At 57.9% G+C, this 22,176-nt stretch carries 30 protein-coding genes; 6 read left to right on the top strand and 24 right to left on the bottom strand.

The window, feature by feature from the left end:
• Positions 1-14: 14 nt before the first annotated feature.
• From GE107_RS07290 to GE107_RS07185, 22 genes are all read right to left on the bottom strand, one after another.
• On the bottom strand, positions 15-2,267 hold the full coding sequence (locus tag GE107_RS07290; protein ID WP_219639038.1) for a phage portal protein family protein: 2,253 nt from the start codon (positions 2,265-2,267) through the stop codon (positions 15-17).
• Positions 2,264-3,565 (bottom strand): terminase large subunit domain-containing protein, encoded by a 1,302-nt coding sequence (locus GE107_RS07285; protein ID WP_219639037.1) that lies wholly within the window; start codon positions 3,563-3,565, stop codon positions 2,264-2,266. The genes GE107_RS07290 and GE107_RS07285 overlap by 4 nt, the downstream gene beginning before the upstream one ends.
• The gene (locus tag GE107_RS07280) at positions 3,562-4,104 is read right to left on the bottom strand and encodes a phage protein Gp27 family protein (RefSeq protein ID WP_219639036.1); all 543 of its coding nucleotides are present in this window, start codon (positions 4,102-4,104) and stop codon (positions 3,562-3,564) included. Before GE107_RS07280 ends, GE107_RS07285 begins: the two co-directional genes overlap by 4 nt.
• Positions 4,104-4,400 carry a hypothetical protein gene (locus GE107_RS07275; RefSeq protein ID WP_219639035.1) on the bottom strand — a complete coding sequence of 99 codons (297 nt, stop codon included), beginning with the start codon at positions 4,398-4,400 and terminating at the stop codon, positions 4,104-4,106. The genes GE107_RS07280 and GE107_RS07275 overlap by 1 nt, the downstream gene beginning before the upstream one ends.
• On the bottom strand, positions 4,397-4,759 hold the full coding sequence (locus tag GE107_RS07270) for a type 2 periplasmic-binding domain-containing protein (protein ID WP_219639034.1): 363 nt from the start codon (positions 4,757-4,759) through the stop codon (positions 4,397-4,399). The genes GE107_RS07275 and GE107_RS07270 overlap by 4 nt, the downstream gene beginning before the upstream one ends.
• Positions 4,760-4,892: 133 nt before the next feature.
• A complete protein-coding gene (locus tag GE107_RS07265; RefSeq protein ID WP_219639033.1) occupies positions 4,893-5,201 on the bottom strand; it encodes a Mor transcription activator family protein in 309 nt (102 codons plus the stop codon).
• A gap of 20 nt (positions 5,202-5,221) precedes the next feature.
• Positions 5,222-5,434 (bottom strand): hypothetical protein, encoded by a 213-nt coding sequence (locus GE107_RS07260; protein WP_219639032.1) that lies wholly within the window; start codon positions 5,432-5,434, stop codon positions 5,222-5,224.
• 11 nt (positions 5,435-5,445) lie between these two features.
• Complete coding sequence (locus GE107_RS07255; RefSeq protein ID WP_219639031.1) at positions 5,446-5,847, bottom strand: regulatory protein GemA; 402 nt, start codon at positions 5,845-5,847, stop codon at positions 5,446-5,448.
• Between the two features lie 7 nt (positions 5,848-5,854).
• A complete protein-coding gene (locus tag GE107_RS07250) occupies positions 5,855-6,013 on the bottom strand; it encodes a hypothetical protein (RefSeq protein ID WP_219639030.1) in 159 nt (52 codons plus the stop codon).
• Positions 5,988-6,650, bottom strand: a complete 663-nt coding sequence (locus GE107_RS07245) for an ABC transporter permease (protein WP_219639029.1) — start codon at positions 6,648-6,650, stop codon at positions 5,988-5,990. Before GE107_RS07245 ends, GE107_RS07250 begins: the two co-directional genes overlap by 26 nt.
• Entirely contained in the window at positions 6,647-6,940 is a 294-nt protein-coding gene (locus tag GE107_RS07240; protein ID WP_219639028.1) for an AbrB/MazE/SpoVT family DNA-binding domain-containing protein, read from the bottom strand. The genes GE107_RS07245 and GE107_RS07240 overlap by 4 nt, the downstream gene beginning before the upstream one ends.
• Positions 6,924-7,175, bottom strand: coding sequence for a hypothetical protein (locus tag GE107_RS07235; RefSeq protein WP_219639027.1), 252 nt, complete (start codon positions 7,173-7,175; stop codon positions 6,924-6,926). Before GE107_RS07235 ends, GE107_RS07240 begins: the two co-directional genes overlap by 17 nt.
• 14 nt (positions 7,176-7,189) lie before the next feature.
• On the bottom strand, positions 7,190-8,131 hold the full coding sequence (gene zapE, locus GE107_RS07230) for an AFG1/ZapE family ATPase (protein WP_219639026.1): 942 nt from the start codon (positions 8,129-8,131) through the stop codon (positions 7,190-7,192).
• Positions 8,100-8,393, bottom strand: coding sequence for a hypothetical protein (locus tag GE107_RS07225; RefSeq protein ID WP_219639025.1), 294 nt, complete (start codon positions 8,391-8,393; stop codon positions 8,100-8,102). The genes zapE and GE107_RS07225 overlap by 32 nt, the downstream gene beginning before the upstream one ends.
• On the bottom strand, positions 8,362-8,838 hold the full coding sequence (locus GE107_RS07220) for a hypothetical protein (RefSeq protein ID WP_219639024.1): 477 nt from the start codon (positions 8,836-8,838) through the stop codon (positions 8,362-8,364). Before GE107_RS07220 ends, GE107_RS07225 begins: the two co-directional genes overlap by 32 nt.
• Positions 8,835-9,485, bottom strand: a complete 651-nt coding sequence (locus GE107_RS07215; RefSeq protein WP_219639023.1) for a hypothetical protein — start codon at positions 9,483-9,485, stop codon at positions 8,835-8,837. The genes GE107_RS07220 and GE107_RS07215 overlap by 4 nt, the downstream gene beginning before the upstream one ends.
• On the bottom strand, positions 9,485-9,877 hold the full coding sequence (locus tag GE107_RS07210) for a hypothetical protein (RefSeq protein WP_219639022.1): 393 nt from the start codon (positions 9,875-9,877) through the stop codon (positions 9,485-9,487). Before GE107_RS07210 ends, GE107_RS07215 begins: the two co-directional genes overlap by 1 nt.
• On the bottom strand, positions 9,874-10,110 hold the full coding sequence (locus tag GE107_RS07205) for a hypothetical protein (RefSeq protein WP_219639021.1): 237 nt from the start codon (positions 10,108-10,110) through the stop codon (positions 9,874-9,876). Before GE107_RS07205 ends, GE107_RS07210 begins: the two co-directional genes overlap by 4 nt.
• A 10-nt stretch (positions 10,111-10,120) precedes the next feature.
• On the bottom strand, positions 10,121-11,113 hold the full coding sequence (locus GE107_RS07200; RefSeq protein WP_219639020.1) for an AAA family ATPase: 993 nt from the start codon (positions 11,111-11,113) through the stop codon (positions 10,121-10,123).
• 23 nt (positions 11,114-11,136) lie between these two features.
• A complete protein-coding gene (locus GE107_RS07195) occupies positions 11,137-13,134 on the bottom strand; it encodes a Mu transposase C-terminal domain-containing protein (protein ID WP_219639019.1) in 1,998 nt (665 codons plus the stop codon).
• Between the two features lie 335 nt (positions 13,135-13,469).
• Positions 13,470-13,682 (bottom strand): helix-turn-helix domain-containing protein, encoded by a 213-nt coding sequence (locus tag GE107_RS07190; protein WP_219639018.1) that lies wholly within the window; start codon positions 13,680-13,682, stop codon positions 13,470-13,472.
• Positions 13,679-13,993, bottom strand: a complete 315-nt coding sequence (locus GE107_RS07185) for a hypothetical protein (RefSeq protein ID WP_219639017.1) — start codon at positions 13,991-13,993, stop codon at positions 13,679-13,681. The genes GE107_RS07190 and GE107_RS07185 overlap by 4 nt, the downstream gene beginning before the upstream one ends.
• Before the next feature lie 213 nt (positions 13,994-14,206).
• Here GE107_RS07185 and GE107_RS07180 point away from each other — a divergent pair, with 213 nt between their 5' ends.
• On the top strand, positions 14,207-14,629 hold the full coding sequence (locus GE107_RS07180) for a helix-turn-helix domain-containing protein (protein WP_219639016.1): 423 nt from the start codon (positions 14,207-14,209) through the stop codon (positions 14,627-14,629).
• 444 nt (positions 14,630-15,073) lie between these two features.
• Here GE107_RS07180 and GE107_RS07175 read toward each other — a convergent pair whose 3' ends face one another.
• Positions 15,074-15,622, bottom strand: coding sequence for a hypothetical protein (locus GE107_RS07175; protein WP_219639015.1), 549 nt, complete (start codon positions 15,620-15,622; stop codon positions 15,074-15,076).
• 345 nt (positions 15,623-15,967) lie between these two features.
• Between GE107_RS07175 and GE107_RS07170 the strand changes: the two genes are divergently transcribed.
• From GE107_RS07170 to yidC, 4 genes are all read left to right on the top strand, one after another.
• A complete protein-coding gene (locus tag GE107_RS07170) occupies positions 15,968-16,696 on the top strand; it encodes a response regulator transcription factor (RefSeq protein ID WP_219639014.1) in 729 nt (242 codons plus the stop codon).
• Positions 16,686-18,434 carry a sensor histidine kinase gene (locus GE107_RS27060; RefSeq protein ID WP_219639013.1) on the top strand — a complete coding sequence of 583 codons (1,749 nt, stop codon included), beginning with the start codon at positions 16,686-16,688 and terminating at the stop codon, positions 18,432-18,434. The genes GE107_RS07170 and GE107_RS27060 overlap by 11 nt, the downstream gene beginning before the upstream one ends.
• 122 nt (positions 18,435-18,556) lie before the next feature.
• Positions 18,557-18,808, top strand: a complete 252-nt coding sequence (locus GE107_RS07160) for a hypothetical protein (RefSeq protein WP_219639012.1) — start codon at positions 18,557-18,559, stop codon at positions 18,806-18,808.
• Between the two features lie 30 nt (positions 18,809-18,838).
• Positions 18,839-19,657 (top strand): membrane protein insertase YidC, encoded by an 819-nt coding sequence (yidC, locus tag GE107_RS07155; RefSeq protein WP_255570308.1) that lies wholly within the window; start codon positions 18,839-18,841, stop codon positions 19,655-19,657.
• Positions 19,658-19,905: 248 nt separating this feature from the next.
• On the opposite strand, the gene GE107_RS07150 is transcribed toward yidC, so the two are convergent.
• Positions 19,906-20,838, bottom strand: a complete 933-nt coding sequence (locus GE107_RS07150) for a helix-turn-helix transcriptional regulator (RefSeq protein ID WP_370636320.1) — start codon at positions 20,836-20,838, stop codon at positions 19,906-19,908.
• A gap of 157 nt (positions 20,839-20,995) precedes the next feature.
• On the opposite strand from GE107_RS07150, the gene GE107_RS07145 reads away from it, so the two are divergent.
• Positions 20,996-22,174 (top strand): epoxide hydrolase family protein, encoded by a 1,179-nt coding sequence (locus tag GE107_RS07145; protein ID WP_219639010.1) that lies wholly within the window; start codon positions 20,996-20,998, stop codon positions 22,172-22,174.
• Positions 22,175-22,176: the final 2 nt, after the last annotated feature.

The following is a 22,176-nucleotide window of genomic DNA, read 5'->3' as shown; positions in this document are numbered from 1 at the left end:
GCTTGTTTGCCTCCTTATTCCTCGCGGTCTTTGACCGATTCGGGCACTTCCCTAAGCGAGACGCTCGGGGGCTTGGCCCAGCCCGGATCGGGTGATACGTCCGGCCTGAAGTTGGCCGGGGTGATGCCTTCTCGGGCGGCGCGGTATTTGTTGATCGCGATCACGCCGCACCGACAGCGATGCCCGTTCGCAGGCCACCATTCCTGCCAGATCGGATCGTCGCGATGCGCGATCAGGCCGTTCATTGCCCGGTGACTGGCCCGCGTGCCCGAATCCATGACGGCGGAATACCGGTAGAAGGGGAACATATCCACCATTTCCGGCTGCTGAAGCTTTTCATACTGGCCGGTGTTGTAGGCCGTCTGAATCTGGTTGCGGAACACCGTCTCCATGTGCCACGGGTCCGATTCGGCGATGCCGAGCGTCGCCGCCTTGGCGTCCACGAACTTCAGGAAGTCGTCGAAGGTCGTCCCTTGTTCCAGGGAAGCGAGCAGCGCTTCGTGGATCGCCCGGACCATATCCTGGCTTTGCACGCCAGCCAGCGTGAAGTGCTTCGCCTTCAGCTCCTCATTCAATTTCCGGTACTGCTCGATGTTCAGCGGCATCAGCTGCGAGAAGTAGCGGATCGCCTCCTCGAATTTGACCGGCTTGGCAATGACCTTATACGTCAGCTCGTCGTCTTCATCCGCGAAGGAGGCGCTGCCTTCGCGCTCGGCCTTCAGGTAATCCAGGTGCGCGCCGTACTCGCCCATCGCATAGGCGACGATGCCGGTGCGGTTCATCAGCTCGGCCAGTTCGGCGATCGCATCCCGATCCGGCTGCAAACGCTTGACATCGGCAGCGCCGAAGTCCTTCCATTCACGCACTTGCTGGACCAGGTGATTCCACATCCGGCGGACGATCGGCTGCGCAGCGTCCACGGACCGGGCGAACAGCAGCTGAAGCTGATCGGCCCTCTCCAGCTGGTCGTCCTCGCTTGCGGCGAACTGGACGACGTGCAGCTCGCGATCATGGTCGTGCGTTTTTCGCGCTTTTTGTGAGACGTTTTGTTCCGCGAACAGCGGGGAAGGGGCGACTTCCGCCTTCTTCACCAGCACGTCATCCTTGCCGGGGCGAGGGATGTTGTACTTCTCATAGAAGTAGTCCACCGCGATCGGCACGCCCATATTGACCAGCTTCTCATCGCGTTCCACCCATTCCTTATGCACTTCTTCCGTCTCGAAGTTGATATGGAAGTACGGATACGAATCGACCTCGCCGAAGTTGAAGGCAACCAGGAACGGGATCAGGTCCGTGTTGATCGCGCTCATGAGCATCTTGGCGTCCGCCTCGATGATCTCGTCCTTGACGCCCTCGTGCGTCTTGCTGGCGGCGAACGATCCGCCGGTCGGCAGCTCGGTCGTCAGCGTCTGGCCGAGGATCGCCTTCGAGATTTCCGCATTGCAGAAGCGCAGGAATGCTTCGTGCGCGTCGCCTTTCGCGTCACCGGCTTCGATGAAGTCCACAGATGAGTTGGCCGGGATTGCGACCGCCGCGTCCTGGACGAGCGAGACGAGCGCATCGAGCAGCCGGTCCTGATCGGCTTGCGACGTGCCGGGCTGATACTTGCCGACTGCGGTCGGCATGCCGTACTTCTCCATGAAGATCGCCCAGAACTTGAACCCGTGCTTCTTGAACTGCCACGCCCAGAAGCATTTCGTCGCCAGCGCCACGCCGTAGGGGTTGTGATCGTCGCCTGATTCGTGGACGACGGTCAGGAACTTGCCCGGCGGCACCGGCTCGCCCTCGATGTCGGCCAAGCTCTTCAGGAAGCGAAGGTTCCCGTCGATGTCGAAGGTGAAATATTCGATCGGGCGGTCCTTCATGTTGGCAATCGTCCAGCGACCTTCCCGTTCCGTCCAGATCAGCTCGTGAATATTCCGACCGGCGAATACGGCGTCGAGCATTTGCCGCATGTCCTGGTCGAAGTTGAGCCGCTCGAACGTCTCCTTGATGAAGGCGGCGATCTCCAGATCGCGCTTGTCGTCGGAGGCAGGGAGTACGTCCCAATCCTTGGAGAGGACGCCGCTTTTGCGCTTGGTGAGCTCCGCCCACACATGCGCGTCGGTCTTCATCTCCTCGAAAATCTCCGCCGACTTGCCGGTCTTCTTCAGGATGATGTCCGGGTTCGGCAGCGACTTCATAAATGCGCCGAACGTGTTCAGGACGCGGGCGATCTCGCTCGTATCCGGTTTTTTGATTGGTTTGCCGTCTGGACCGAGAATCATCCGTATCCCTCCATCATCCTCCGCGCTGTGCTGCGCCGGGCGACCGTTACATCCAGCGACACATACGGGTTATTGATTGCTGCATGCAGCGAGAGGGCAAGCGCCCAGAAGCGGTCCGCGTGGCCGTTCTCGCTGCGTTCGGCGGCGTACCGGATGTTCCCGGCTGCCGTCGTGATCTTCTGAACCGAGTGCAGGTCGTTGCGCAGCACCCGGTCGATCGGAATGCGCACGGCCTTGTCCTCGAACGTCCGGCGCTGGGTGATCGCGAGTTCCTGTTTGACCGGCCCGGTGAACTCGACGGCCTCGGCCTTGGTGCCGAACGCCTCGACCGCCTCCTCGGCGAGCTGCATGCCGATGCCGGTAGCGTCGATGCAAGCCCGGCGCATGCGCGGCATGGACAGGTAGGTGAACAGCTGCTCGCGCTGGACGCTGAACTTCTGCTTCTCCAGAACGTGGATCGCTCGCGTCCAGTACAGCGTGCCGGTGTATTCGAGCACCCACATGACGGTCAGGTCGCGCTTGCGTCCGATGTCCACGCCGAGTGTAAGATCGCCGATCGGGGAGAAGTCCTCCGGCAGGGCGAACGTCGCTTCGTCCGTCTCGCAAGGGGTGATGAGCTCGTAAGGGAGGAGCGATCCGGCCTCGTCGATGAACTCGCAGCAAAACTCTTGCAGCCAGTCATCCTCCGATTCGCAGCCCTTGCGCAGCTCGTCGATGTCGAGATTGAGCCCTTGCTCCTTCGCCATGTAGATGTCGATGAAATGCTTCGACCAGGTGCCTGTGTTGTCCATCCACAGGTCGTAAAACTTGCCCGACTTGCCATTCGGCGTCGAGATGACGCGCAGCTTGTAGCCCCGCGTAATCGTCGGGTAGAGGGCCGTCCAGATTTTTCGGCTGTCCGCGTGGAAGGCGAACTCGTCCAGAACGACGTTGCCGGAGAAGCCGCGCGCGGTGTCCGGGTTGGCCGGAAGGCCGATGATCTTGCTGCCGTTCGGGAAGCGGACTTCCAGCTGTCGGATGTCCTGGTCGTCGATGCGGAAGGTCGTCTCCAGCTCCTCGCAGGCAACGCCGATCGCGCGGGTGTGCATGGCGACCTTCTCCATGAGCTCCTTGCTTTGCCGTTCCCCGCGTGAGAGGAGCACCCACGTCGTTCGGTGATCGAGACAGTCGAGGACGACTTCCAGCGAAACCGCGAACGAGAAGCCGGTCTGCCGGGCTTTCAGGGAGATTTTGAACCGGCTCTTGTCTTCGACCCATTTGCGCTGGTATTCGGTAAGCTGGATCGCAGGCCGCGTCATAGGATGCCGTAGACTTGCTCTTTGATGTAGGCCAGCGTTTCCGCGTCAAGCCCCTTTTGTCGCCCGGTTTCCTCGATCGCCTTGACGGCCTTCTCGGCCTTCTGCCGGAACTCCAGCTTCAGCTTCTCGCGCTGAACCGAGCTGCGTTCCAGTTGGGCGAGCGCCTTCATGGTTTCGATCAAGCCCTTGTCGATCACGCCGCCCTCGTCCTGGGCAGCCATCAGCGTTTCCTGGATGAGCTGCACGGCCAGATTGGACGCCGCCTCGGTCATTTCCGTGGCCGGTCGGTCCTTGTTGTCTTCGATGATCGCCTTGGCCTGCTCGCGGGCGATCCGCAGCTTCTCCAGCCGACCGAGGAAGTCTTTGCCGTACCGCTGCACCGCCATGTGGCTGACCTCGACGCCGGTTTTCTCGGCCATCTGATTGATCCAGTCCGCGATGTCGCGGTACGTTGCGCCGGTCGTCAGTTTTTTGTTGACCGCCTCGACGATTTCCGGCGGCAGCTGAAGCACTTTGCTGTGCTTGCGGCGGCTGCTCATCAGCGGATCACCAGCACACCAGGATCATCCGGGATGTTGCCGTCCAGCAGATCGATGCCCTTGGCGGTCAGGGTGGCCATCGTGCGCTGGATGCCGAGCTCGTTGCCTTCCTCGGTGCGGACGTATCCTTTCTCTTCGAGGTAGTGCAGGTGTCTGCGGATTTGCGGCAGCGATCCGTCCAGCTGACTGTCGTTCAGTGTCAGCGAGATCAGCCGGTCGCTGGCCGGGCTCGGATATTGGACCTTGAGGATCGTCAGGATGAATCCCCGGATTTCTTTCGCTTCCTTGTTGTTCATTCGCCTTTCCCTCCAGCTCCCGTCAGTTTGCTCACGCTCTGGAGCATTTCCCGCACGTCGCGGGTGAGCGTATCGACTTTATGCTCAAGCCCCGCGATCGCCCGCGTCTGATCGTCTTTCAGCTCCTTCAGGGCGCGGTTGAAGTCGTCTTTCAGGACGTACTTCTGCGGAAGCTCGGCCTTAAACTCCGAGAAGTCCTTCTCGATCTCCTGAAGGTTCTTGTCCAGGGCTGTCTGATTCTCTTTCACGCTGGCGCGAATGTCTTTGAGGAAATACCCGATGATGCTGGCAAGCGTGAGCAGAATGGAACCCATCACGGAGATAGTGGTGATAAGTGCGCCGGTTGGCAGTTGATCCAATGCTAGTTCCCTCCCAAAAAGAAAAATGCTCACAATAGATTTGGTCTATTGTGAGCATAACAAAGGGGTGCGATCGGACTCGATCACACCCCGTTAGTTTTTTCACGCGGTAAACTACTTATAGGAAAACTTGCTAATCATCGAATAGGGCCAGCTGCTCGCCTGCTTCCTTCGGTCGGGTCAGGCTGCGGATATACGTTTCCGACAGGTTGTATTTGCGGGCTAGGTCTTTGTAGTTGGTCCCGTCGAATTCCTTGCAGATGATGCGGTCCCGAGCCGGGCCGATGGCCTTGTCGAACTTCGGCATGTACTCGTAGGTGCCGCCGAAGTGCTTCGCGAGCTCCAGCGTCGCAGGCACGCCGATCAGCTCGGCCATCTTCCTGTAAGGATGAGGCAGTTCCTCGCAGCTGACTTCGGAGACGAGCTCTTCCGTCAACTCCATTGTCATCCTCCTTCCTGGCATTATATCGCATCGTCTTCATTTTGTCTCGCGATTTCCCATTCTTTGGCTTCGGTGTGCTGGGTGACGGCCTGGCAGGACGGGCACCACAGCGTTTTGATGTGGCCGGATTTCTTCAGCTTGCACCTTCGCCGCTGAATGACCGAGACGTGGCGGCAGACAGGGCAGATGAGGTACGTCGCCGCCAGAAGGCGCGAGGCGCTCCGCCTACTCACACGGCCAGCCCCTACGGCGCGGCGCGCTGATAACCGCGATCGCGCATCTTCTTCAGCGCCTCGATCACCTTCATGCCTTGCTGCTTCGTCAGCCAGCCGATCCGTTCCACGCCGGTGAGCTTTTTGACGAAGCCCTGGAGACGCTTGGGCTCGTCTGCCCAGCCGAGCTCCTTCTCCAGCTGACGGATTTTGCCGAGCATGGCGTCCGTCGCCCGGTGCTCGCGCGGTTTCGGCGCTTCGCCGACGAGCTTGCAAAGCCGGTCGATCACCTTGATCGCCTGCTCCTTGGTCAGGGCGGAAATGCTGCGGTCGCCGCTGATCTGCTCGACGATTGACCGCAGATTATCCTCCTCGATGCCGTGCTGTCTCTGAAGCCCGAAGATTTTGCGGCGCTGCTCGGGAGTGATCTTCATGGCGGAATCACTCCTTCCCGGTCAGGCGCTGGCACTCTTCGACGGTCATCTGGCGGCGGTACATACCCCCGGTCGCGGCATTCAGATCGGCGTCGAACAGCTTGTCGAAGTCGGGGCTCATTTCCACCCGCGTCATTTCCTCAATCTTCTGAACCGGCATTGCCATTTGCATCGTCCTCCTTTACGTATTCGAAGCCCACGCTGATGTTGTCTTCGACGAAAACGGATTTTCTCACGATCTCGATTTGTTCCTCGGTCAGTTCGGCGAAGAATCGGTCAATCAGCTCGGCATTCTTCGCCAGTCGGATCGCATCGAGTTCCTCTTCCAGATCGCCCTGGATGCCGAGCGCCTCCAGCAGTTTCTTGTCCTTCAGGTATTCGCCCTTGAGCTTCTTTTTGACGGTCTTTATCGCGTCGGGGGAGAGGCCAAGTTCGCGCAGCACGTCGTCGATCTGGATGTCCCGGCTGTAATCACCCTTGAACAGGGCGATGAGGGCCGCTTTGAATCTCGCTTCGACATCGTATTTGACCTCTTCCTTGCGGGCCACCTTCGCCCGGACGAGCTCGCCGAGCACGGTCAGCAGGCGCTCGTAGTTGTCAATCTCGAACTTTTCCTTGTAAACGGCATTGAAACGACCGGCGGTGCCGAAGATTTGCAGATGGGACAGGTTCTTGTTGTCCATTTCCGCATAGGCTGCCGTCGTCAGCTCGGCCTTGATGGCGTCGAGCCGCTTCTTGTCCTCCTTCATCTTACGCTCCAGGATGATCGCTTCATCGACGAGCTGGGCGAGGGATGTGCTCATGAGCTCGCCTCCTGCCCGACGAAGGCGTTCGCGAATTTCCGCTCGGACACGTCCACGTCCATCTGTTCGACGCACTTGGCGCACACGAACCGGCCCTTGTGGACGATCAGCTGCTTGTCGGAATCGCAGAACAGGCATTGCCCGTTCGTGCGCTGAAGGAGGATCGTGCCGTCTTCGGCGCATACTTCGATTTTGAATTTTTCGCCGCCGGTCAGGCCGAAGTCGCGGCGGAGAGCGGACGGCAGGGTGATGGCTCCGGTTTTGTTGATTTTCTTATTGAATGATTTCAAGGGAAAAACTCCTTTCGCTGAATGAGATTTTTTGTTCCTTGAGCAGCGTGCAGTACGCCCTCTCGGCGGCGACCAGGCGATGGATCGCGGCGTCCACGAACGCCGGTTCCGCTTGGTCGAAGTGCTGCCAGGCGACCGCCAGCTCCGTCCGAGCGCGTTCCAGCTCGTGGCTGACAGGGAGGGCGGGAGGTTCGTCCCGGTGGCGTATGGCTTGGCTCAAAAGTTGCAGCAGCATGGTCTCGCCTCCTTTCAAAAGGTTTCGCGGTCTTTCTTGCGACCGTCCTCGCCATCCATGTGCGCATGCTTCATCATCTGGTTCAGGCGGCTGCGGATCGCTTCGACCTTTTCTTCCAGGCGGTGCTTGCGCATGGCCTTCTCATACACCTGGTCGGGCGCATAGTTGCTCGTCGCGAACGTCGGCAGGTTGCCGGTGAAACGGGCGTTCACGATCTCGAACATGACATCGACCGTAAATTCGGTTCCGGCCTCCTGGCCGAACTCGTCGATGACGAGCACCGGCGTCGTGCAGTACGCCTCGATCAGGGTATCGAGCGATTCCTTCTTCGAGAGCATGCCGCGCATGTTTCGGAAGATCGCGTCGGTGCGGATAAACAGCACCGGCACGCGGCGTTCCTCCAACCGGTTGACCATCGAGAGGACCAGGTGCGTCTTCGCCGTTCCCGGCGGTCCGTATATGTAAACGCCCTTGTCGCTTGCGCCGGGCGCGAACTCTTGGGCGAATCGGTGAATGTACGCGCATAGCTGCTTGTGACGCCGCTTCTGCGCATCTGGGAAGTTATCAAACGTGAAGTCTTTGTCGCTGGCGGCCTTCCCGGAGAGGGAAAGCAGCCGCTGCCAGCGCAGCTCCCGGTGATGCGCCCGGAACGGTTCACACATGCTGTGCAGGCTTGTGATGTGCTCGCTTTGGATGTCCAGATGTATCTGCATGCCTTCCTGACCGGCAGGGCGGCGGCAGGCGGCGTAGTCCGTGCAGCCCTGGCATTGCTCGGCTTGCCGAACCCGGTCGAGCAGCTGCGCGGACGCCTTGCGAATTTGATCGTCCGTCGCCCCGAGCTCCGCCAGCTCCGGCAGCCGTTCGCGGAAATAGTCCGGCGTGTACCGGTTCATCACTTCGGCCAGGCGCGCCTGAAGCGATTCGTTACCTTCCAGCGCCTCCTTGATGCTCTGCATGCGACACTTCGCCTCCTTCCAGCGGGACGAACAGCACTTCCATGATCAGACTGTCCGGGTCGAAGCGAATCGCCTCGATCGGGCGGCCTGATGGCTGCTTCTCCACCTGCCGCAGGAGGCTGTGCAGGCAAACCGCAGCCGTTCCGGCGGTCAGAATGCGGGAGAAGTGAACGAAGCAGCGGTTCGGATCGGGAGGAGTTGCCATCACGGTCCGCTCCGTATGCGCCGGTTTACTTTTGGATGAGGCCCATTTTTTCGTCATCGCTTTCACCGCCTTTTTGCCCTGAAACGAACCGTCCTTCGACGATCGCTTCGATGTCGGCGTAGGTTTTGACCTCTCGCCGGTTGTCGTGGTAATCGCAGATGGCCCTCATAAATTTCAGGAAGCCGAGCTCCTCGTCCGTGATCCGGTGATCGTCGAACACGGAAGCCTTCCTCGCGGCCTTGGCCTTGATCTGCGCGAGCATCATGCCGCCGACCATGCTGAAATAGTGGGAGAGCTCAATGTGCGTGATGCGCGAATCGTGCCAGCGGCCTGCCACTTCCCGCGCCAGCTTCTTCCGGTTGATCTTCGGCCTCGGCGGCGGAGGCTCGATGCCCAGGATGCGGCGGAGCTCGGCTTTCGTCGGCTTCCTCTCTTGCTTTCGCTTGCGGCGCTTTATCGTCGGGGAGGCGCTCCGCTTCGTCGGTTTCGGCGTCGTGGTCATAGGACCGCCTCCTTCGGTATGGGGATGTCGTGCAAGAAGCGGATCGCCATCGCGGCGACCTGCATCATCTCGATCCGGGCGTGGATCGGGTCGTTCGCCTTGATTGCTTCCCAGGCTTCCTCGACTTCCTCCTTCAGCACCGCATAGCCTTCATGTGCCGAGTGGAAACGTGGGAACTTGCTCATCGCCCGGCGCAGCTCCAGCTGCACGTCGCAGATGATGTCCTCGATCCGGCTGTCCGATCGGCTGGCCGGAGTCGGGGAGGGCGGACGTTTCATCGTTTCGCTCTCGGATTTGAACGGCGAGCGCGGGCTGCGGATGCCCCAGGCGCGCAGCTTCGCTTGCAGTGTGTTCATTTTCATGCCTTGCTCTTGCTCGATCTGATGGATCGTCTTGCCCTTGGCGAACTCGGCGAGCACAAGTTCCTTCGTGACGTGTTCGTACTTGCGCGGCGGCAAGGTGATCGGCCTCCTTTCCTGAACGCCGTCTGCGTTCGTGATCTTCGGCGGGGATGCGACCCCGTATTTGAGCCGCTCCTCTTCGGTCATTGGCCGTGTGACGCATTCGCTTGACCAGGTAGCGCGCAGTTCGACCTCCCGTTTCGGAATCGGCGTTCCCGTGTGGCCCTTCGTTGATGCCACGGTCATCACCACAATTCATCCAGTTTTAGTTCCAGCTTCGGTTTGCCGTCCGGCATCGTGCCGGGGCGCTCCGGCGGCGGGTTCAGGTACCCGGTGTGAATCACTCTCACGATGTCGGCCACAGCGTAGCGCCCCAGCACATAGGAGACGGCACCCGCCTCATCGACCACGCCTTCCACATATGCGACGCGGATGTCGCCTTCCGGCGTTTCATATGCGACATCGTAAATGCGGAGAGGTTTGCCCCCATACAGGCGGCGGCGTTCCCGTCCGCGTTCCCGTGCGGCTGCGACCCGCCGTCGCCAGGAACGCACCCATTCGGCATGCTTTGCCCGGCGTGAGGGCTTGATTTGCGGAGGCGGGGAGGACTTGGGGCGGGCGTGTCGCTTGTCCTTCATCGCGCAGGCCGCCTCCTCCTTCGCTTGCGCCACTTGCGCCAGTTCTTGGCCTGACTTCTCTTCTTCCGGTAGGACAGCTGCTTGATCCGCTTCCGGCGGATGTCTTCCCGCTCGACGATCGCCCGAAGCGCCGGATAGTGCTTCGCCACCGCCTGCACGATGGCGCGGACGGTGGCCGTGACGGCTTGGATGAAACGCTCGAAAAATTGCTTCACTTCCGGCAACAGCTGCATTGGTACTTGCTCACGCATTGGCGTTCAGGTTGATCTGGCCGATGTGCAGGACCATTTCTTCGGTGATCGGTTCGCCCTTGGTCATGTCCAGCAGCACGTCCAGAATCTCGACGCAGTTGCGCAGGCCGCCCTTGCGCGGGTTGAGGGCGATCTGAATCATGAGCTTGCGCGCGCCGCTTGTCAGGTTCACCCGTTCGAGCAGCTGCTCGACCTCCTCGCGGGAAGGCCCTTGCAGGCGCTGGTGGAACGGGGCGCGGTCGGCCAAGCGCTTCAGCTCCGGGCGCATGTCCGCGAAGTCGAGGAACATTTCCGCCAGGGCGAGATTGCCGACCAGAGCGACGCCGATGTTCCCGGCTTCGTCGTAGATGTCGCGCAGCGCCTCGTATTTATCCGCCGACTTCAGCAGATCGGCCTCGTCGAAGATGAGGAAGAAAGGCGTGCGCTTCAGCTGCTTCACGATCCGGCGCGTCAGCTGGCTGGCCGATCCGTAATCCGGCAGGCCGAGCGCGTCGGCCAGTTCCTGAAGAAGGCTCTTGACCGTGTGCGTGCTCTTGCAGCGGACGTAGATCGCGCTGCCGGGATTCGTTAGCAGGTACTTCTTCAGCGTCTCGGTCTTGCCGAGGCCGGGATCACCGGCGACGATGCCGAACTTTTGCTTCGTCGCGGCCTTCTTCAGCACGTACCGCATCCGCTTGACATCGCTTGTCTCGATGAAGGGGAGCTCATCCGCGCCGGTGATGTAGCTGACGGCGGGAGCTTGTCCCACCTCGTCCTGCTCGTCCTCCCACACGCCGATGTTGCGCAGGTAATTTCTGACCGTTTCCCGCAATTCTTCACTTTCGGGATATTTTCCGTTAATATAGAGGGAGATGGTGCTCCGAGACTTGCCCAGTTCCCGAGCCACATCTGTGATCTTTGCGCCCTCTTCCTGAACGACCTTCTGGAGGAGGGTTCTTTCTTTGGACACGTCCCCCTCGAATTGAACCAGCTGTGCTACTGCCATCTGGCATTACCTCCTTTGATTGATTATCCTTCCGTGCCCTCGCGCAGGATGTACTCCTCGAACGCGCTGACCGTCTTGGCCGGGCGTTTCGACTTGTTTCCTTGCTTCGCTTGCTCCTCACGCTGCTTGACGACCTGCTCGGTGCCGAGCATCGCCCGGACGTTGCTTTTCGCGCCGCTGACCGATCCGCTCTTCATGCGGGCACCGGCTCCCTGGCGTTCGCTGACGACCTGTTCGAGCGTGGCCTGCGATTCGTGCAGCATCTGCTTGACCTGCTTGCGCCGGGCCGCGCGCCGCTTGAGAAACTCCTGCACGTCGTCCTTCGTGGCGTTGAAGTCCAGCAGCTCCTTGTTGGTTGCCGTGAACAGGTACTTGCCGGTCTTCGGGTGGAAGACGAGCAGCTCACCGATCCGGTTCGGGTCGTAGCGGATAATGACCTTCTGTCCGGCGTAGGCGGGCAGTTCCGGGTGCCAGTACCAGCGAGGACGCCCCCGCGTGCCGAACCGTTCGATACCGTTCGCGGATACACTCGCACGTTCCACGTCCATGAGACAGATGTCCAGGGCGCGTTCGTCGGCGAAGCCTTCGCGAATTTTCGGTGTGGAGAAATGCTTTTGCATCGGTGCCATGCCGATCGTCCGGTGCACCGTCGTGTGATAGTCGTACAAATACGCCTCGATGCGCTCCGACAGCTCTTCGAGGTTTAGCAGCTGTCCCTTTTCGTGGGCAATCTTCTCATCGAAGCCCTCGGGCCGGTCTTCGTTGTTCGGTCCGCACCAGCCGGGCTGGTAGCGCGTGAACTGATCGGTGAAGGTGCCGAAGAATCGCTCGACGTGCGCCTTCGCCCAGGGATGGTACGGCGTCGCGAACTGGACCTTGATGTCCAGCGATGCGCAGATGCCGCGCGTTTCCCGCGACAGTTCCCAATCCTCATGTTTTTTCCCGGCGCGTACTTGCGCCTTGTAGTCCTCCCCGTTGTCGATGTAGAGCATACCGGGGATGCCGCCGATCTCCAGCGTGTCTTCGGTGCCGTCGTCGTTCACGATCTTCTTCGGCAGCAGCGCGTGGCGCAGCGCCAGGGCGATCGTGCGACCATTGGCCTGATCGGAGAGGCACCAGCCGACAACGGTGCGGCTGCATACATCGAACCAGACGGTCAGCCACGGGCGGATCGCACGCCCGCGATAGCTGATGAACAGGTCCAGCTTGTGGTGGTCGCCCATCCAGACCTGGTTGACGAACTCCGGCTCCTTGCGGGTCGCCTTCTCGGCGAATCTCTTCCAGTATGCCTCCTCACCTTCACGAGCAAGGCAGCACAGGTCCGGCTCGTAGTCTTCCATGTCGCTTATGTACCGGAACACGCTCGCGCGGGACGGCTCCTTGTAACCGTTTGTCTCACAGAATTTCACTGTTTCGCGGAAGATGTGCGCCGATTTCGGCTTGCGCCGGTCCAGGTACTTCATGCGGATAAACTTCTCGACCTCGGGTTCAATGGAAGTCCGCTGCGGCCCTTGCGTCAGTAGTCGCGACTTCCTCATCAGTCCCAAAACCCCCCATTCCTCGAATCTTTCCATGTCCCGGTAAAGGGTGGCCGTGCTCTTGCCGTACTTCTTCGCCAGGCGAGTGATCCAGAGCGTTCGCTCGACGCCTTTCGGCGGGTTCATCGCCTGCTCGACGATTTCCATCTTGTATTCGGCCTCGGCCATCATCTCCCGGAACTTCGCTTTGCCGACGGCATGTTCCAATTCCGCCAGCGTGTACGGGATTCCGGTCGGTTCCGGCTTGTCCGGCTCGGCGGGGCCGATATCGGATGCGGCGGCCACTTCGCTCGTCGTCCAGAACTTGCGCTGGACATCGACCGGGAGGGAGGACACGGGGATCACGTAGCCCGGACGGCCCTTGCCTTCGGCCCTTTGCGCTTGCTTGGCGACGAACTCGCCTTCCTTGATTTTCTTGCGGATCGCTTGGCTGGACACGCCCATGAGCTCCGACACTTGCGTGACGGTCAGTTCTAGCTGCATGTGTTCCCTCCTCTCTTGCGGCTTTTCCCTAAAGTAATTTAATGAAGTGATTTGGTAGAATGCCCTGCGGGCTTGATGTACGATAGATTCATAGATTCGTAAGAGCGGCAGCTTCCCTCCTGACGGCGCTGGAGCCGGAAAGGAGGGAACGCCTATGGCAAACACCGTGAAAATGGACGGTTCCGTCAAACTCGACGGCTCCGTGAAGTTGGACGGCAAAACGCCATCCACTAAGAAGTAAGCCGCCGCCTTGTCATTGACTTGATCTCTCGGTAGATGGACGCTACCGACGGATACAAAGCTCCAGCGCCTTCAGGAGGAAAGCTGCTTCGCTCTTACGCAATCTTGTCCAGTTTATCCGGGCTCATCCCCAGCGCCTGGGCGATCTTGGGGATGAAGGTTCTCCCGGATCGTTCGCCGATCAGGATCAGGTGGAGGTATTTGCCGCTGGTGCCGATCTCTTTGGCGAGCTCGACTTGCGTTTTCCCCACTTCGATCAGGCGCATTTTTACTGCCATGCCAAGCGGCGACAGCTGACGCTTCCTCATGCTGATTCACCCCTTTCGTTGCTGTCTTCTGCCATCCTCAAGCCTTGCTGCTTGCCGGTTTCGTGAACCGCGATCTTCCACAGGTTGCGCGTCGCGGCGATCTTGGCGCTCAAGTGGAGCACCGTGCGATGCAGCTCGGCGATCAGCTCTTGCTCCTGCCTTTTTAACAGGTCCGCATAGCTTTCCATCGCTTCTTCGATTGCGAAGGATACGGCAAATTCACCTTCCGTCACATTCAGCTGGATGTCTCCGAGAAGTTCCCGGACGATCGCAGCCGATGCCTCGCGTTGATCCTGAAGCAGTTTGTTCATTTTGTCTCACCTTCTTCCGTTTGAGGCGTGAAAATCTCGGATTCTCGTATTCAGTTTTCAAAGATCGACTGTTTGTGACTTCTTAGGTGTGATAGAATCGCTGTGTGATGTACTTTTCTATCTATTGCAATTGTAAATGTAAATTCACATCATGTCAACGAATAAAATGTGTTTTTACATCAATTAAGTATGGGAATGAGGTGAACTTACATAGTGGATACCTTAGGAAAGAGAATCGCCTTTTTACGCGAATCTAAGGGATTGAAACAGAGGCAGCTGATGGAAATATTAAATTTCAATAATTTGAGTAGGTTTGAGCGTGATGAAATGAAGCCTGGAATTGATATTATCATTATGCTCGCCGAATACTTCGATGTTTCTACCGATTGGTTGTTGACAGGGAAAGAAAGAGTTTCTGGTGTAATTTCACATCAGGAAGAGCTTCCTTCGCCAGATGCGCTGGTACTCCTTGCTAAATTTCAACAACTGACGGTGGGTAATCAGATCAAAGCAGAAGGGTATATCGAAGGGTTGTTGTCTGGTCAAGATCACCCGCGAGACAGGACGGGAACGTTGTCCAGATCGACGAATGGAAGCGAACGCGAAGAGGCCGCCGCAAAACATGAATCGGCTTAATTTTTTGTCGATTATGATAGATTTTTATATCATTTTTGCGGTTGCGAAAATGGCGGCGGGCGAGGCCGTGCGAAAAAGCTGAAAACCCAGCAGCGGCGCGGGTTTTGCTTTGGTTGCGAAAATGCGCGCTGGTTGCGATAATAAGTTGCGAAAATAACTGCGGCGATCCGGGCCGTTTCGGGCCGATTTTGGATCGTTGCCGCGCGGCCAGTAACGCCGCTAACGCCGTAGTAACGCGGGTTCTAACGATTTTGCAGACATCCGCGCGTCGATGCGTTACTCGTCCGGCTGAAACAACAAAAAGAGGGCGATCCGGCGGAATTTCGTCTCACTCCGTCAGGTCGTCCTCTATCCATACTGGACACACTCACGCACTCACATTTCCTTTATTTTATTGGGTTTTTGTAACACCCGGTAACGTCCGATCACGGGATGTAACGGGGTTTAGTTTTTCTCATATTCAGTGATACCCCACATTTCGCCGTTGCGATGCAGGATGGCCACCATGTTTCCTGCCGGCCGTGTTTCGTCCACTTGGCCTACAGGCTTATTATCCGGGCTGCCGTCGACTGCCGCCGCCACGACGCCCTCTGCCGGAGCGAGAACGTCTTGATCGAAGGCGAAGTAGCTTTCGTTCCGCTTCGGATCCCCCTCGTAACTATAGCCGTTTCTCTCTTTCAGAAAATCATAGGCATAACGCACGGGTTCAAACTCGTAGTGGTAGTTGAGCAGAATGTTGTGCCCTCCCCAGAAAACCAGCCATTCCCCTTCAAACGGAAAATCGAAAACGGTCTTCGAGTATGCATCGTCGGTCTCGGGATGAGGGGTATGAGGGAGGATTCGAATGCCGGCGATCGTCCCTTTGTCGTCTATGGCCGCGGTCAATCCCTTTCGCCCGGTTTGATCCTCCCATACCCGTGAGTCATACCCGTTCAGCCGTATAGCCGAGGTTTGCCGGAACGTCTCCACGTCGGATACGAAATCTTGACCCATCGACCGAAAATCTTCTGCCCAGCCATGGTAATCTCCTCCTTTTCCTCATGGCCGTCATCTTTGCCGCTGCAGCCGGCGATAACGAGAACAAGTGACGCTAAGAAGACCGCTCCCCGGCAAGACAAGATACTTCTGGATTCTCTTTTCATCCCCATGATCCTCCCTCGCTTCCAGGTAGGATCAGTGTAGCTTAAGAAGCTTTCCTTCTATGAAACGGTTCTTTAATTCTCGTTTAATCTTCCGACGGAGCATGAAGTGAAAATTAAGGTAACGGTAAGATTCCATTTCCAATTCCGTTCATCTCACATGGTACAATAGACGCATCCTTACCTGGAGTGATGACGGATGAAGGACGCCAAAATCCTGATTGTCGACGATGAACGTGCGATCGTGGAAATCATGGATACCGTGCTGCGCAAAGAAGGATTCACGGACATCGATACCGCCTATGACGGGGAAACCGCGCTAGCGGCATGTGAGCGGAAACGATACGATATCGTGCTGCTCGACGTGATGATGCCGGGCTCCAGCGGCCTCGACATTTGTCCGTTCATTCGCAGGACGACGGATGCTCCCGTCCTGTTCTTAACGGCGAGAACATCCGATTTCGATAAATTATCCGGATTCGCGGTAGGCGGGGACGATTATATCACGAAGCCGTTTAATCCGCTTGAGGTCGTGGCGAGGATGCAGGCTCAGCTGCGCCGGTATCTGATGTCCAAACCGCCGCAAGAGCACCGGACCGCCGATATTTACGACTTCGGCCGTTTCCAGGTGAATGCTTTGGAAGGAACGCTCACCGTAGAAGGCCGTATTTCGCATTGTCCTTCACTTGTTTTTCAACTGCTCTTGTTTCTCTGTAAGCATCCGAACCGAATCTTCAGCAAGAGGGAGCTGTACGAACGCGTGTGGGGAGAGGATATGCTGAGCGAAGACAATACCGTCATGGTGCATATCCATCGAATCCGCGAGAGGATCGAACGGGATCCCTCCAAGCCCGAGCATCTGGTGAATGTCAGGGGCATGGGGTATAAGCTGATTCGGCCAAAAGGGGAACGTTCCGGTGATACGTAGGCGGCTGGCGATTCGGTTTGTGCTGCAATTGGCAGCGGCGGGAGCACTGCTCACGGTGTTTGCTGTCCTCATCGTCGTCTGGATGTTGGGAAAGCTGACAGACATCGAAATTCGCCGAAACTTCGCGCCGCTGGGGATATCGCGTATGATTGCGGAATCGGACGTCGACTCCCGAGGTCTGATCGTGGACCCGGAGCTGCTTCGACGTTTGCGAGAGGACGGGGGGTGGCTGCAAAACCTGGACGAGAAGGGAAATGTCCTTCAATCCTTCAACGCTCCGAATGATTTGCCTGCCCGCTATATTCCCGGACAACTCATCGATTACTGGATCGGCAATGAGCCGTTTCCCTATCGGTTAGGGCTGTGGATCCAGGAGAAGGACGGCCGCCTGTTTACCTTGCTGTATGGCGCTCGATCTTCAACCGAAGATCTGCTCGGGCGCGTCATCGATGATGGCCGGCTGTCGGATCATCGAATTGCTTTTTCCGATCAGACGATCCGTTTACTAAACGGCATAGAAGGTTGGGTTCAAGTCCTTGACCGGGAGGGCAAGGAGATCTCTTCGTGGGGGAAGCCCGACGATGCGCTGGCCTCCTACACGCTTCAGGAACTGGCGATGCGGGCCCACAATCCGGAATTCTCCGGCATGGAGATGGACACGCAATATGACGACAGGACCGGACTAACCTGGGTCATTCAGTATCCGCCGTACCGAAGCGGCGGTGAAGCAGACGATGTTCCGTTCATCCATTCGGAAGTGCAGGTCATGATCATCGGAATCGCGGCCTTTCTCCTATCGTCCTTGTTCGTTTTCACGCTGCTTTCCCTCTGGTATGCGAACCGCTTTGGAACGCCGATCTTATTGATGCTGGGGTGGATCCACAAGCTGGGGCAGGGCGATTACACCGAGTACACGCATGTGAAGGGCAAGGAAAGCGGTAGAAACCGCAAAGGAGAATGGAAGCGCAAATACCGCGTTTTCGGAGAGATCATGGAATCGATTCATGCCCTTGCCGCGACGCTTCAGGCAGGCAAGAATACGGTGGAACAGACGCAGCGGAACCGGGAAGAGTGGATCGCGGGGGTTACGCACGACATGAAGACGCCGATTGCCTCCATCCAAGGATTCGCCCATCTGCTGGAGGCGGAGAGGTATCGCTGGTCCGAGGAAGAAGTGCGCCAGTACGCGTCCAAGATCGTGGAGAAGACGGGCTACATGGATAAATTGATCAATGACCTTGCTCTGACGTACCGCTTGAGAAGCGGGGATGTTCCGGTCTCTTTCGATACGGCGGACATCGGCGCGTTGTTGACCGAATCCGTAGAACGTGCCGCGGCGCATCCCGCTTACGAGGGCAGGCAAATTCGTTGTTCGACTCCGTCCGATCCCGTGAAGGCGGCCGTTCACCCGCCTTGGTTTGACCGAATCGTTCAAAATATCGTAGCCAACGGGCTGATGCATAACCCTCTAGGCACCACGATTGAGATTGAATTGACCAAGCTGTCCTCCAAGGGATGGCGCGTTGACTTCAGGGATAACGGCCAAGGGATGAATCCGCAGACGTTGGGCAGATTGTTTGACCGTTACTACCGGGGAACGAGTACGGAAAGCGAAATGGAAGGCAGCGGACTCGGCATGGCGGTAACCAAAGAGCTGGTCCACGCGATGGGCGGCCGAATCGAGGTTGATTCCAAGCAGGGACAAGGTACGGTCATCAGCCTCATTTGGGATGCCTGAACGACGCAGCCATGGCGGCTGTCCTCGGGAGAATATTCGTCATCATTTGATATCGTTCATGTGCGAGCGGTATAATATTGACAATTTAGACCGATATGCCGGATACAAGGAGGTGAACGAAGGTGGACCAATTGATGGATTTGATCGTTCAATTGTTGCTCTCCGCAGGTCTTGTCTGTTCCATTGGAATTCTTACAACCTCCTTTGCCGGTGAAAAAGAAATCCTATGGGACCATGGAAGGGTTGCCGCGGGTTCATCTTCGTTTGTCCCCCTTTTTCTGCCCCTCCTTACCGGTATCCAACGCTGGATTGCCCGGACGGTTAGACGTAAAGAATCGTCTGATGACGATGCGGACTGCCCCTCCTCCTATTGATGTCCCATACATTCAATAGGGAGGATAACCATGACCAACATGTCCCGGAAACGGGTGAAGTTCGCGCCGCTAACGATCGTAATTAGCGCGGTCCTTATGCTATGCGGGTGCGCACCGGCATCCCAATCGAACCCGATCGATGCCTCTTCGCCCGGGTTCTTCGACCATTACTTCGTATACCCTTTTTCGTACCTGATTCAATTTTTCGCCAATGCGTTCCATGGAGATTACGGATTATCGATCGTGCTGATGACGTTGATCATCCGAATCGCGATCATGCCGCTCATGATGAATCAAACGAAGAAGCAAACGGCCATGAGAGAAAAATTGGCCGCTCTCCAACCGGAGTTAAACGCCATCAACGCAAAGTATAAGAACGATACAAGCGCGGATGCCAAGCAACGACAGCAACTCGAAGTGATGGAGCTCTACCGGAAGCATCGATTCAACCCGCTGAACATGGGATGTTTGCCGATGCTTCTTCAGTGGCCGATCACTCTCGCCTTTTACTATGCGATACGACGTACCCCGGAGATCGCGGATCACGATTTTCTATGGTTCAGTTTGGGAAAGCCGGACCTCGTTCTTCCGATCATTGCCGCGGCCGTTTATTATGTTCAGTTCCGCGTGTCGCGAACGATGTCGCCGCAAAATCAGCAGAACCCGAATAATCAACTGGCAATGATCGGGCTCTTGTTCCCGGCCATGATGGGAGTATTCGCATTTGCAATGCCGGCAGCGTTGCCGTTGTATTGGTCGGTCGGGGGTATCTTCATCATCTTTCAGACGGTTATTTTGAATAAAATGTACGCGAAGCCAACAAGTCAAGAAGCCGTTCTGACAGATTAGAAGATGTGACAAAATTGGACCGCCTTCGCATACAGGACAGGACCCCTTCGGCTCATTGGCGGAGGGGTTGTTTGCTTGGAAAGGGAATTCGAAGATGAGGATCGAATCTTGATGGGAGAGAGCAGCTTAGCGCCTGCGCCAACGGCGTTGTACGGTCTCGTCCTGCTGCTTGCGGCGATTTCGTATTCCCTGCTGCAACGTACCATTCTCAAACAGCATCCCTCCGATTCCGCGAAAGAGAGCTGTTCCTATTCGTACAAGCTCGCGATTTGTGCACCCATACGCTTGATCTTGTCCGCGACGAAGGCCGGCTCCAGCACTCGAACGTCAGGCCCATAGGAGAGGATCATCCCGTACATCCAATGATTATCCGGGTAACTGGCTCGGACCCGTAACGATCCGTCCTCCTGAACCTCGACGTTGGCTGGGCCGAAGGCCTCCTCCACGCGAACGCGCAGTCGCGGGCGGAACAGCAGCAGAAGCTCGACGGCGGGCCCCGTCTCCCTGTTGCCCCAGCGCGTGTCGAGCTCCTCCATGCGCACGCCGCGGTTTGCGAAATGCTCCAAATGCACGCGAAGCCCGCTCAGCCTGGAGAGCCGGAATGTCCGGTAGTCGCCGCGCCCCCTGCAATAGGCGTACAAATACCAGGCATATCCTTTCCAGGCCAGCCCGATCGGCTCGACCTCCCGATGCTCGCCGATCCCCTCCGTGCTCGTGTAGGTAAAGGAAACAACGGTTCGATTCTTGGATGCCAGCCGAAGCTGCGCGAGTATCGTTCTGTCCTTAATGCCGCCTCCGTGCAATAAATTCGTATCGAAGATGAGCGTCTCTCCGGACTCCTCCAGTTGATTCTGTTCGGATCTGGAGATCAGCGCTTTGATTTTGGTCAGCAGGCCGTCCATCTCTTCATCGTCCAGCGATGCCTGAACGCCCTTGAGCGCCGTTAATATCGATTGGAGATCCTCCAGCGTGACGATCTGCCTGTCTATGCGAAATTGCTCCATAATCTCATAGCCCCCGTCGTTCCCCGTAAAGGAGACGATCGGGATTCCGGCGGCGTTAATCGTCTCGAGATCCCGGTAGATCGTCCGGTGCGAAACCTCGAATTTGTCAGCCAGCGTCTGGGCGTTTACCCGTCGCCGGCTAAGCAGCATCATCGTAATCCCGAGCAGCCTCTCCACCTTCAAGACATTCCTCCCCCCTCTTCCATATTCTACATTTCCAGTGCGGTTCTTTCTCATTTTTTTGACGGACGCTTTCTTCCTGACAAACAGTTGTCAGAAAAGGGCCCATATAATGAGGACATAAGCCCAATTAAATCCAAGGAGGAGTTCCATTATGAAAACGAACGCAACGACCGTCGCAAGCACGATCCGGCCATTCCGTATTGAGGCTTCCCAGGCTGAACTGGACGACCTGAATCTTCGGCTTCGCATGACCCGCTGGCCCGACGAGCTGCCGGGAGCCGGCTGGAATTACGGCGCCCCGCTCTCCTTCGTGAAGGAGATGGCCGAGTATTGGCGGACGGCGTTCGACTGGCGTAAGCAGGAGGCCCTGCTGAACGAGCTGCCTCAATTCACCGCTTCGATCGGCGGCGCGAATATCCACTTCTTCCACGTCCGGTCGCCGGAGCCGAACGCCACGCCGCTCCTGCTCGTTCATGGTTGGCCGGGATCGCCGGTCGAGTTCCTGGATCTGATCGGCCCCTTGACCGACCCCGCTTCCTACGGAGGCGACGCGTCGGATGCCTATCACCTCGTCATTCCGTCCCTGCCCGGCTTCGGACTGTCCGGCCCAACGAAGGAAACGGGTTGGACGCCGGGCCGCGCTGCAGGCGCGTTGGTCGAACTGATGGAAGCGCTCGGCTATGAACGCTATGGCGTGCAGGGCGGAGACATGGGGGCCATCATCGCGCCGGAGATCGGCCGCATCGCGGCACCGCGGGTGACCGGCGTTCACGTGAATGCCGCGACGGTAGGTTTCGTCCCCTTCGGTCAGGTCGAAGACGAGGTGTTCGCGAAGCTGACCGATGCGGAGAAGGTACGGCTGCAGCGTCTGGGACACTTCATGCAGGAGCGGTTCGGCTTCAACAAAATTCAGTCCAACCGGCCCCAGACGCTGGCTTATGGACTGCATGATTCTCCGGTCGGCTTGCTCGCCTGGACGTGCGAGTTGTTCTATGGCTTCGGCGATGCCCCGGAGGCAGTGGCCAAGGACCGCTTCCTGACCAACCTCATGCTGTATTGGCTGACTGGTACCGCGAACTCCTCTGCCCGCATGTACTACGAAGCCGCGCACGATCCTGCGGCTTGGGCGCCCAAGGCTCCTTCGCCGACGCCCGTAGGCGTCGCGGTGTTCCAGCAATCCGATGTCGCGATCCGATACTATGGCGACATGGCCAATAACATCGTACACTGGCGCGAATACGAGCGCGGCACTCACTTTGCGGCCATCGATGCACCGGATCTGATGATTGCGGATATCCGGACGTTTTTCCGGCAGGTGAATGCCCAGTAGGT

This window comes from Cohnella sp. CFH 77786, from assembly GCF_019400745.1.
Lineage (GTDB): Bacteria > Bacillota > Bacilli > Paenibacillales > Paenibacillaceae > Cohnella.
The sequence above is the reverse complement of the archived record's forward strand: the minus strand, read 5'-3'. Positions and strand labels throughout refer to the sequence as shown.

Excerpts from the sequence above, each read along its gene's own strand:
- GE107_RS07290 (WP_219639038.1), bottom strand. The coding sequence starts at position 2,267 with ATGATTCTCGGTCCAGACGGCAAACCAATCAAAAAACCGGATACGAGC.
- GE107_RS07285 (WP_219639037.1), bottom strand. The coding sequence starts at position 3,565 with ATGACGCGGCCTGCGATCCAGCTTACCGAATACCAGCGCAAATGGGTC.
- GE107_RS07280 (WP_219639036.1), bottom strand. The coding sequence starts at position 4,104 with ATGAGCAGCCGCCGCAAGCACAGCAAAGTGCTTCAGCTGCCGCCGGAA.
- GE107_RS07275 (WP_219639035.1), bottom strand. The coding sequence starts at position 4,400 with ATGAACAACAAGGAAGCGAAAGAAATCCGGGGATTCATCCTGACGATC.
- GE107_RS07265 (WP_219639033.1), bottom strand. The coding sequence starts at position 5,201 with ATGGAGTTGACGGAAGAGCTCGTCTCCGAAGTCAGCTGCGAGGAACTG.
- GE107_RS07255 (WP_219639031.1), bottom strand. The coding sequence starts at position 5,847 with ATGAAGATCACTCCCGAGCAGCGCCGCAAAATCTTCGGGCTTCAGAGA.
- GE107_RS07250 (WP_219639030.1), bottom strand. The coding sequence starts at position 6,013 with ATGGCAATGCCGGTTCAGAAGATTGAGGAAATGACGCGGGTGGAAATG.
- GE107_RS07245 (WP_219639029.1), bottom strand. The coding sequence starts at position 6,650 with ATGAGCACATCCCTCGCCCAGCTCGTCGATGAAGCGATCATCCTGGAG.
- GE107_RS07235 (WP_219639027.1), bottom strand. The coding sequence starts at position 7,175 with ATGCTGCTGCAACTTTTGAGCCAAGCCATACGCCACCGGGACGAACCT.
- zapE (WP_219639026.1), bottom strand. The coding sequence starts at position 8,131 with ATGCAGAGCATCAAGGAGGCGCTGGAAGGTAACGAATCGCTTCAGGCG.
- GE107_RS07225 (WP_219639025.1), bottom strand. The coding sequence starts at position 8,393 with ATGACGAAAAAATGGGCCTCATCCAAAAGTAAACCGGCGCATACGGAG.
- GE107_RS07220 (WP_219639024.1), bottom strand. The coding sequence starts at position 8,838 with ATGACCACGACGCCGAAACCGACGAAGCGGAGCGCCTCCCCGACGATA.
- GE107_RS07215 (WP_219639023.1), bottom strand. The coding sequence starts at position 9,485 with ATGACCGTGGCATCAACGAAGGGCCACACGGGAACGCCGATTCCGAAA.
- GE107_RS07210 (WP_219639022.1), bottom strand. The coding sequence starts at position 9,877 with ATGAAGGACAAGCGACACGCCCGCCCCAAGTCCTCCCCGCCTCCGCAA.
- GE107_RS07205 (WP_219639021.1), bottom strand. The coding sequence starts at position 10,110 with ATGCAGCTGTTGCCGGAAGTGAAGCAATTTTTCGAGCGTTTCATCCAA.
- GE107_RS07200 (WP_219639020.1), bottom strand. The coding sequence starts at position 11,113 with ATGGCAGTAGCACAGCTGGTTCAATTCGAGGGGGACGTGTCCAAAGAA.
- GE107_RS07195 (WP_219639019.1), bottom strand. The coding sequence starts at position 13,134 with ATGCAGCTAGAACTGACCGTCACGCAAGTGTCGGAGCTCATGGGCGTG.
- GE107_RS07190 (WP_219639018.1), bottom strand. The coding sequence starts at position 13,682 with ATGAGGAAGCGTCAGCTGTCGCCGCTTGGCATGGCAGTAAAAATGCGC.
- GE107_RS07185 (WP_219639017.1), bottom strand. The coding sequence starts at position 13,993 with ATGAACAAACTGCTTCAGGATCAACGCGAGGCATCGGCTGCGATCGTC.
- GE107_RS07175 (WP_219639015.1), bottom strand. The coding sequence starts at position 15,622 with ATGGGTCAAGATTTCGTATCCGACGTGGAGACGTTCCGGCAAACCTCG.
- GE107_RS07170 (WP_219639014.1), top strand. The coding sequence starts at position 15,968 with ATGAAGGACGCCAAAATCCTGATTGTCGACGATGAACGTGCGATCGTG.
- yidC (WP_255570308.1), top strand. The coding sequence starts at position 18,839 with ATGACCAACATGTCCCGGAAACGGGTGAAGTTCGCGCCGCTAACGATC.
- GE107_RS07145 (WP_219639010.1), top strand. The coding sequence starts at position 20,996 with ATGAAAACGAACGCAACGACCGTCGCAAGCACGATCCGGCCATTCCGT.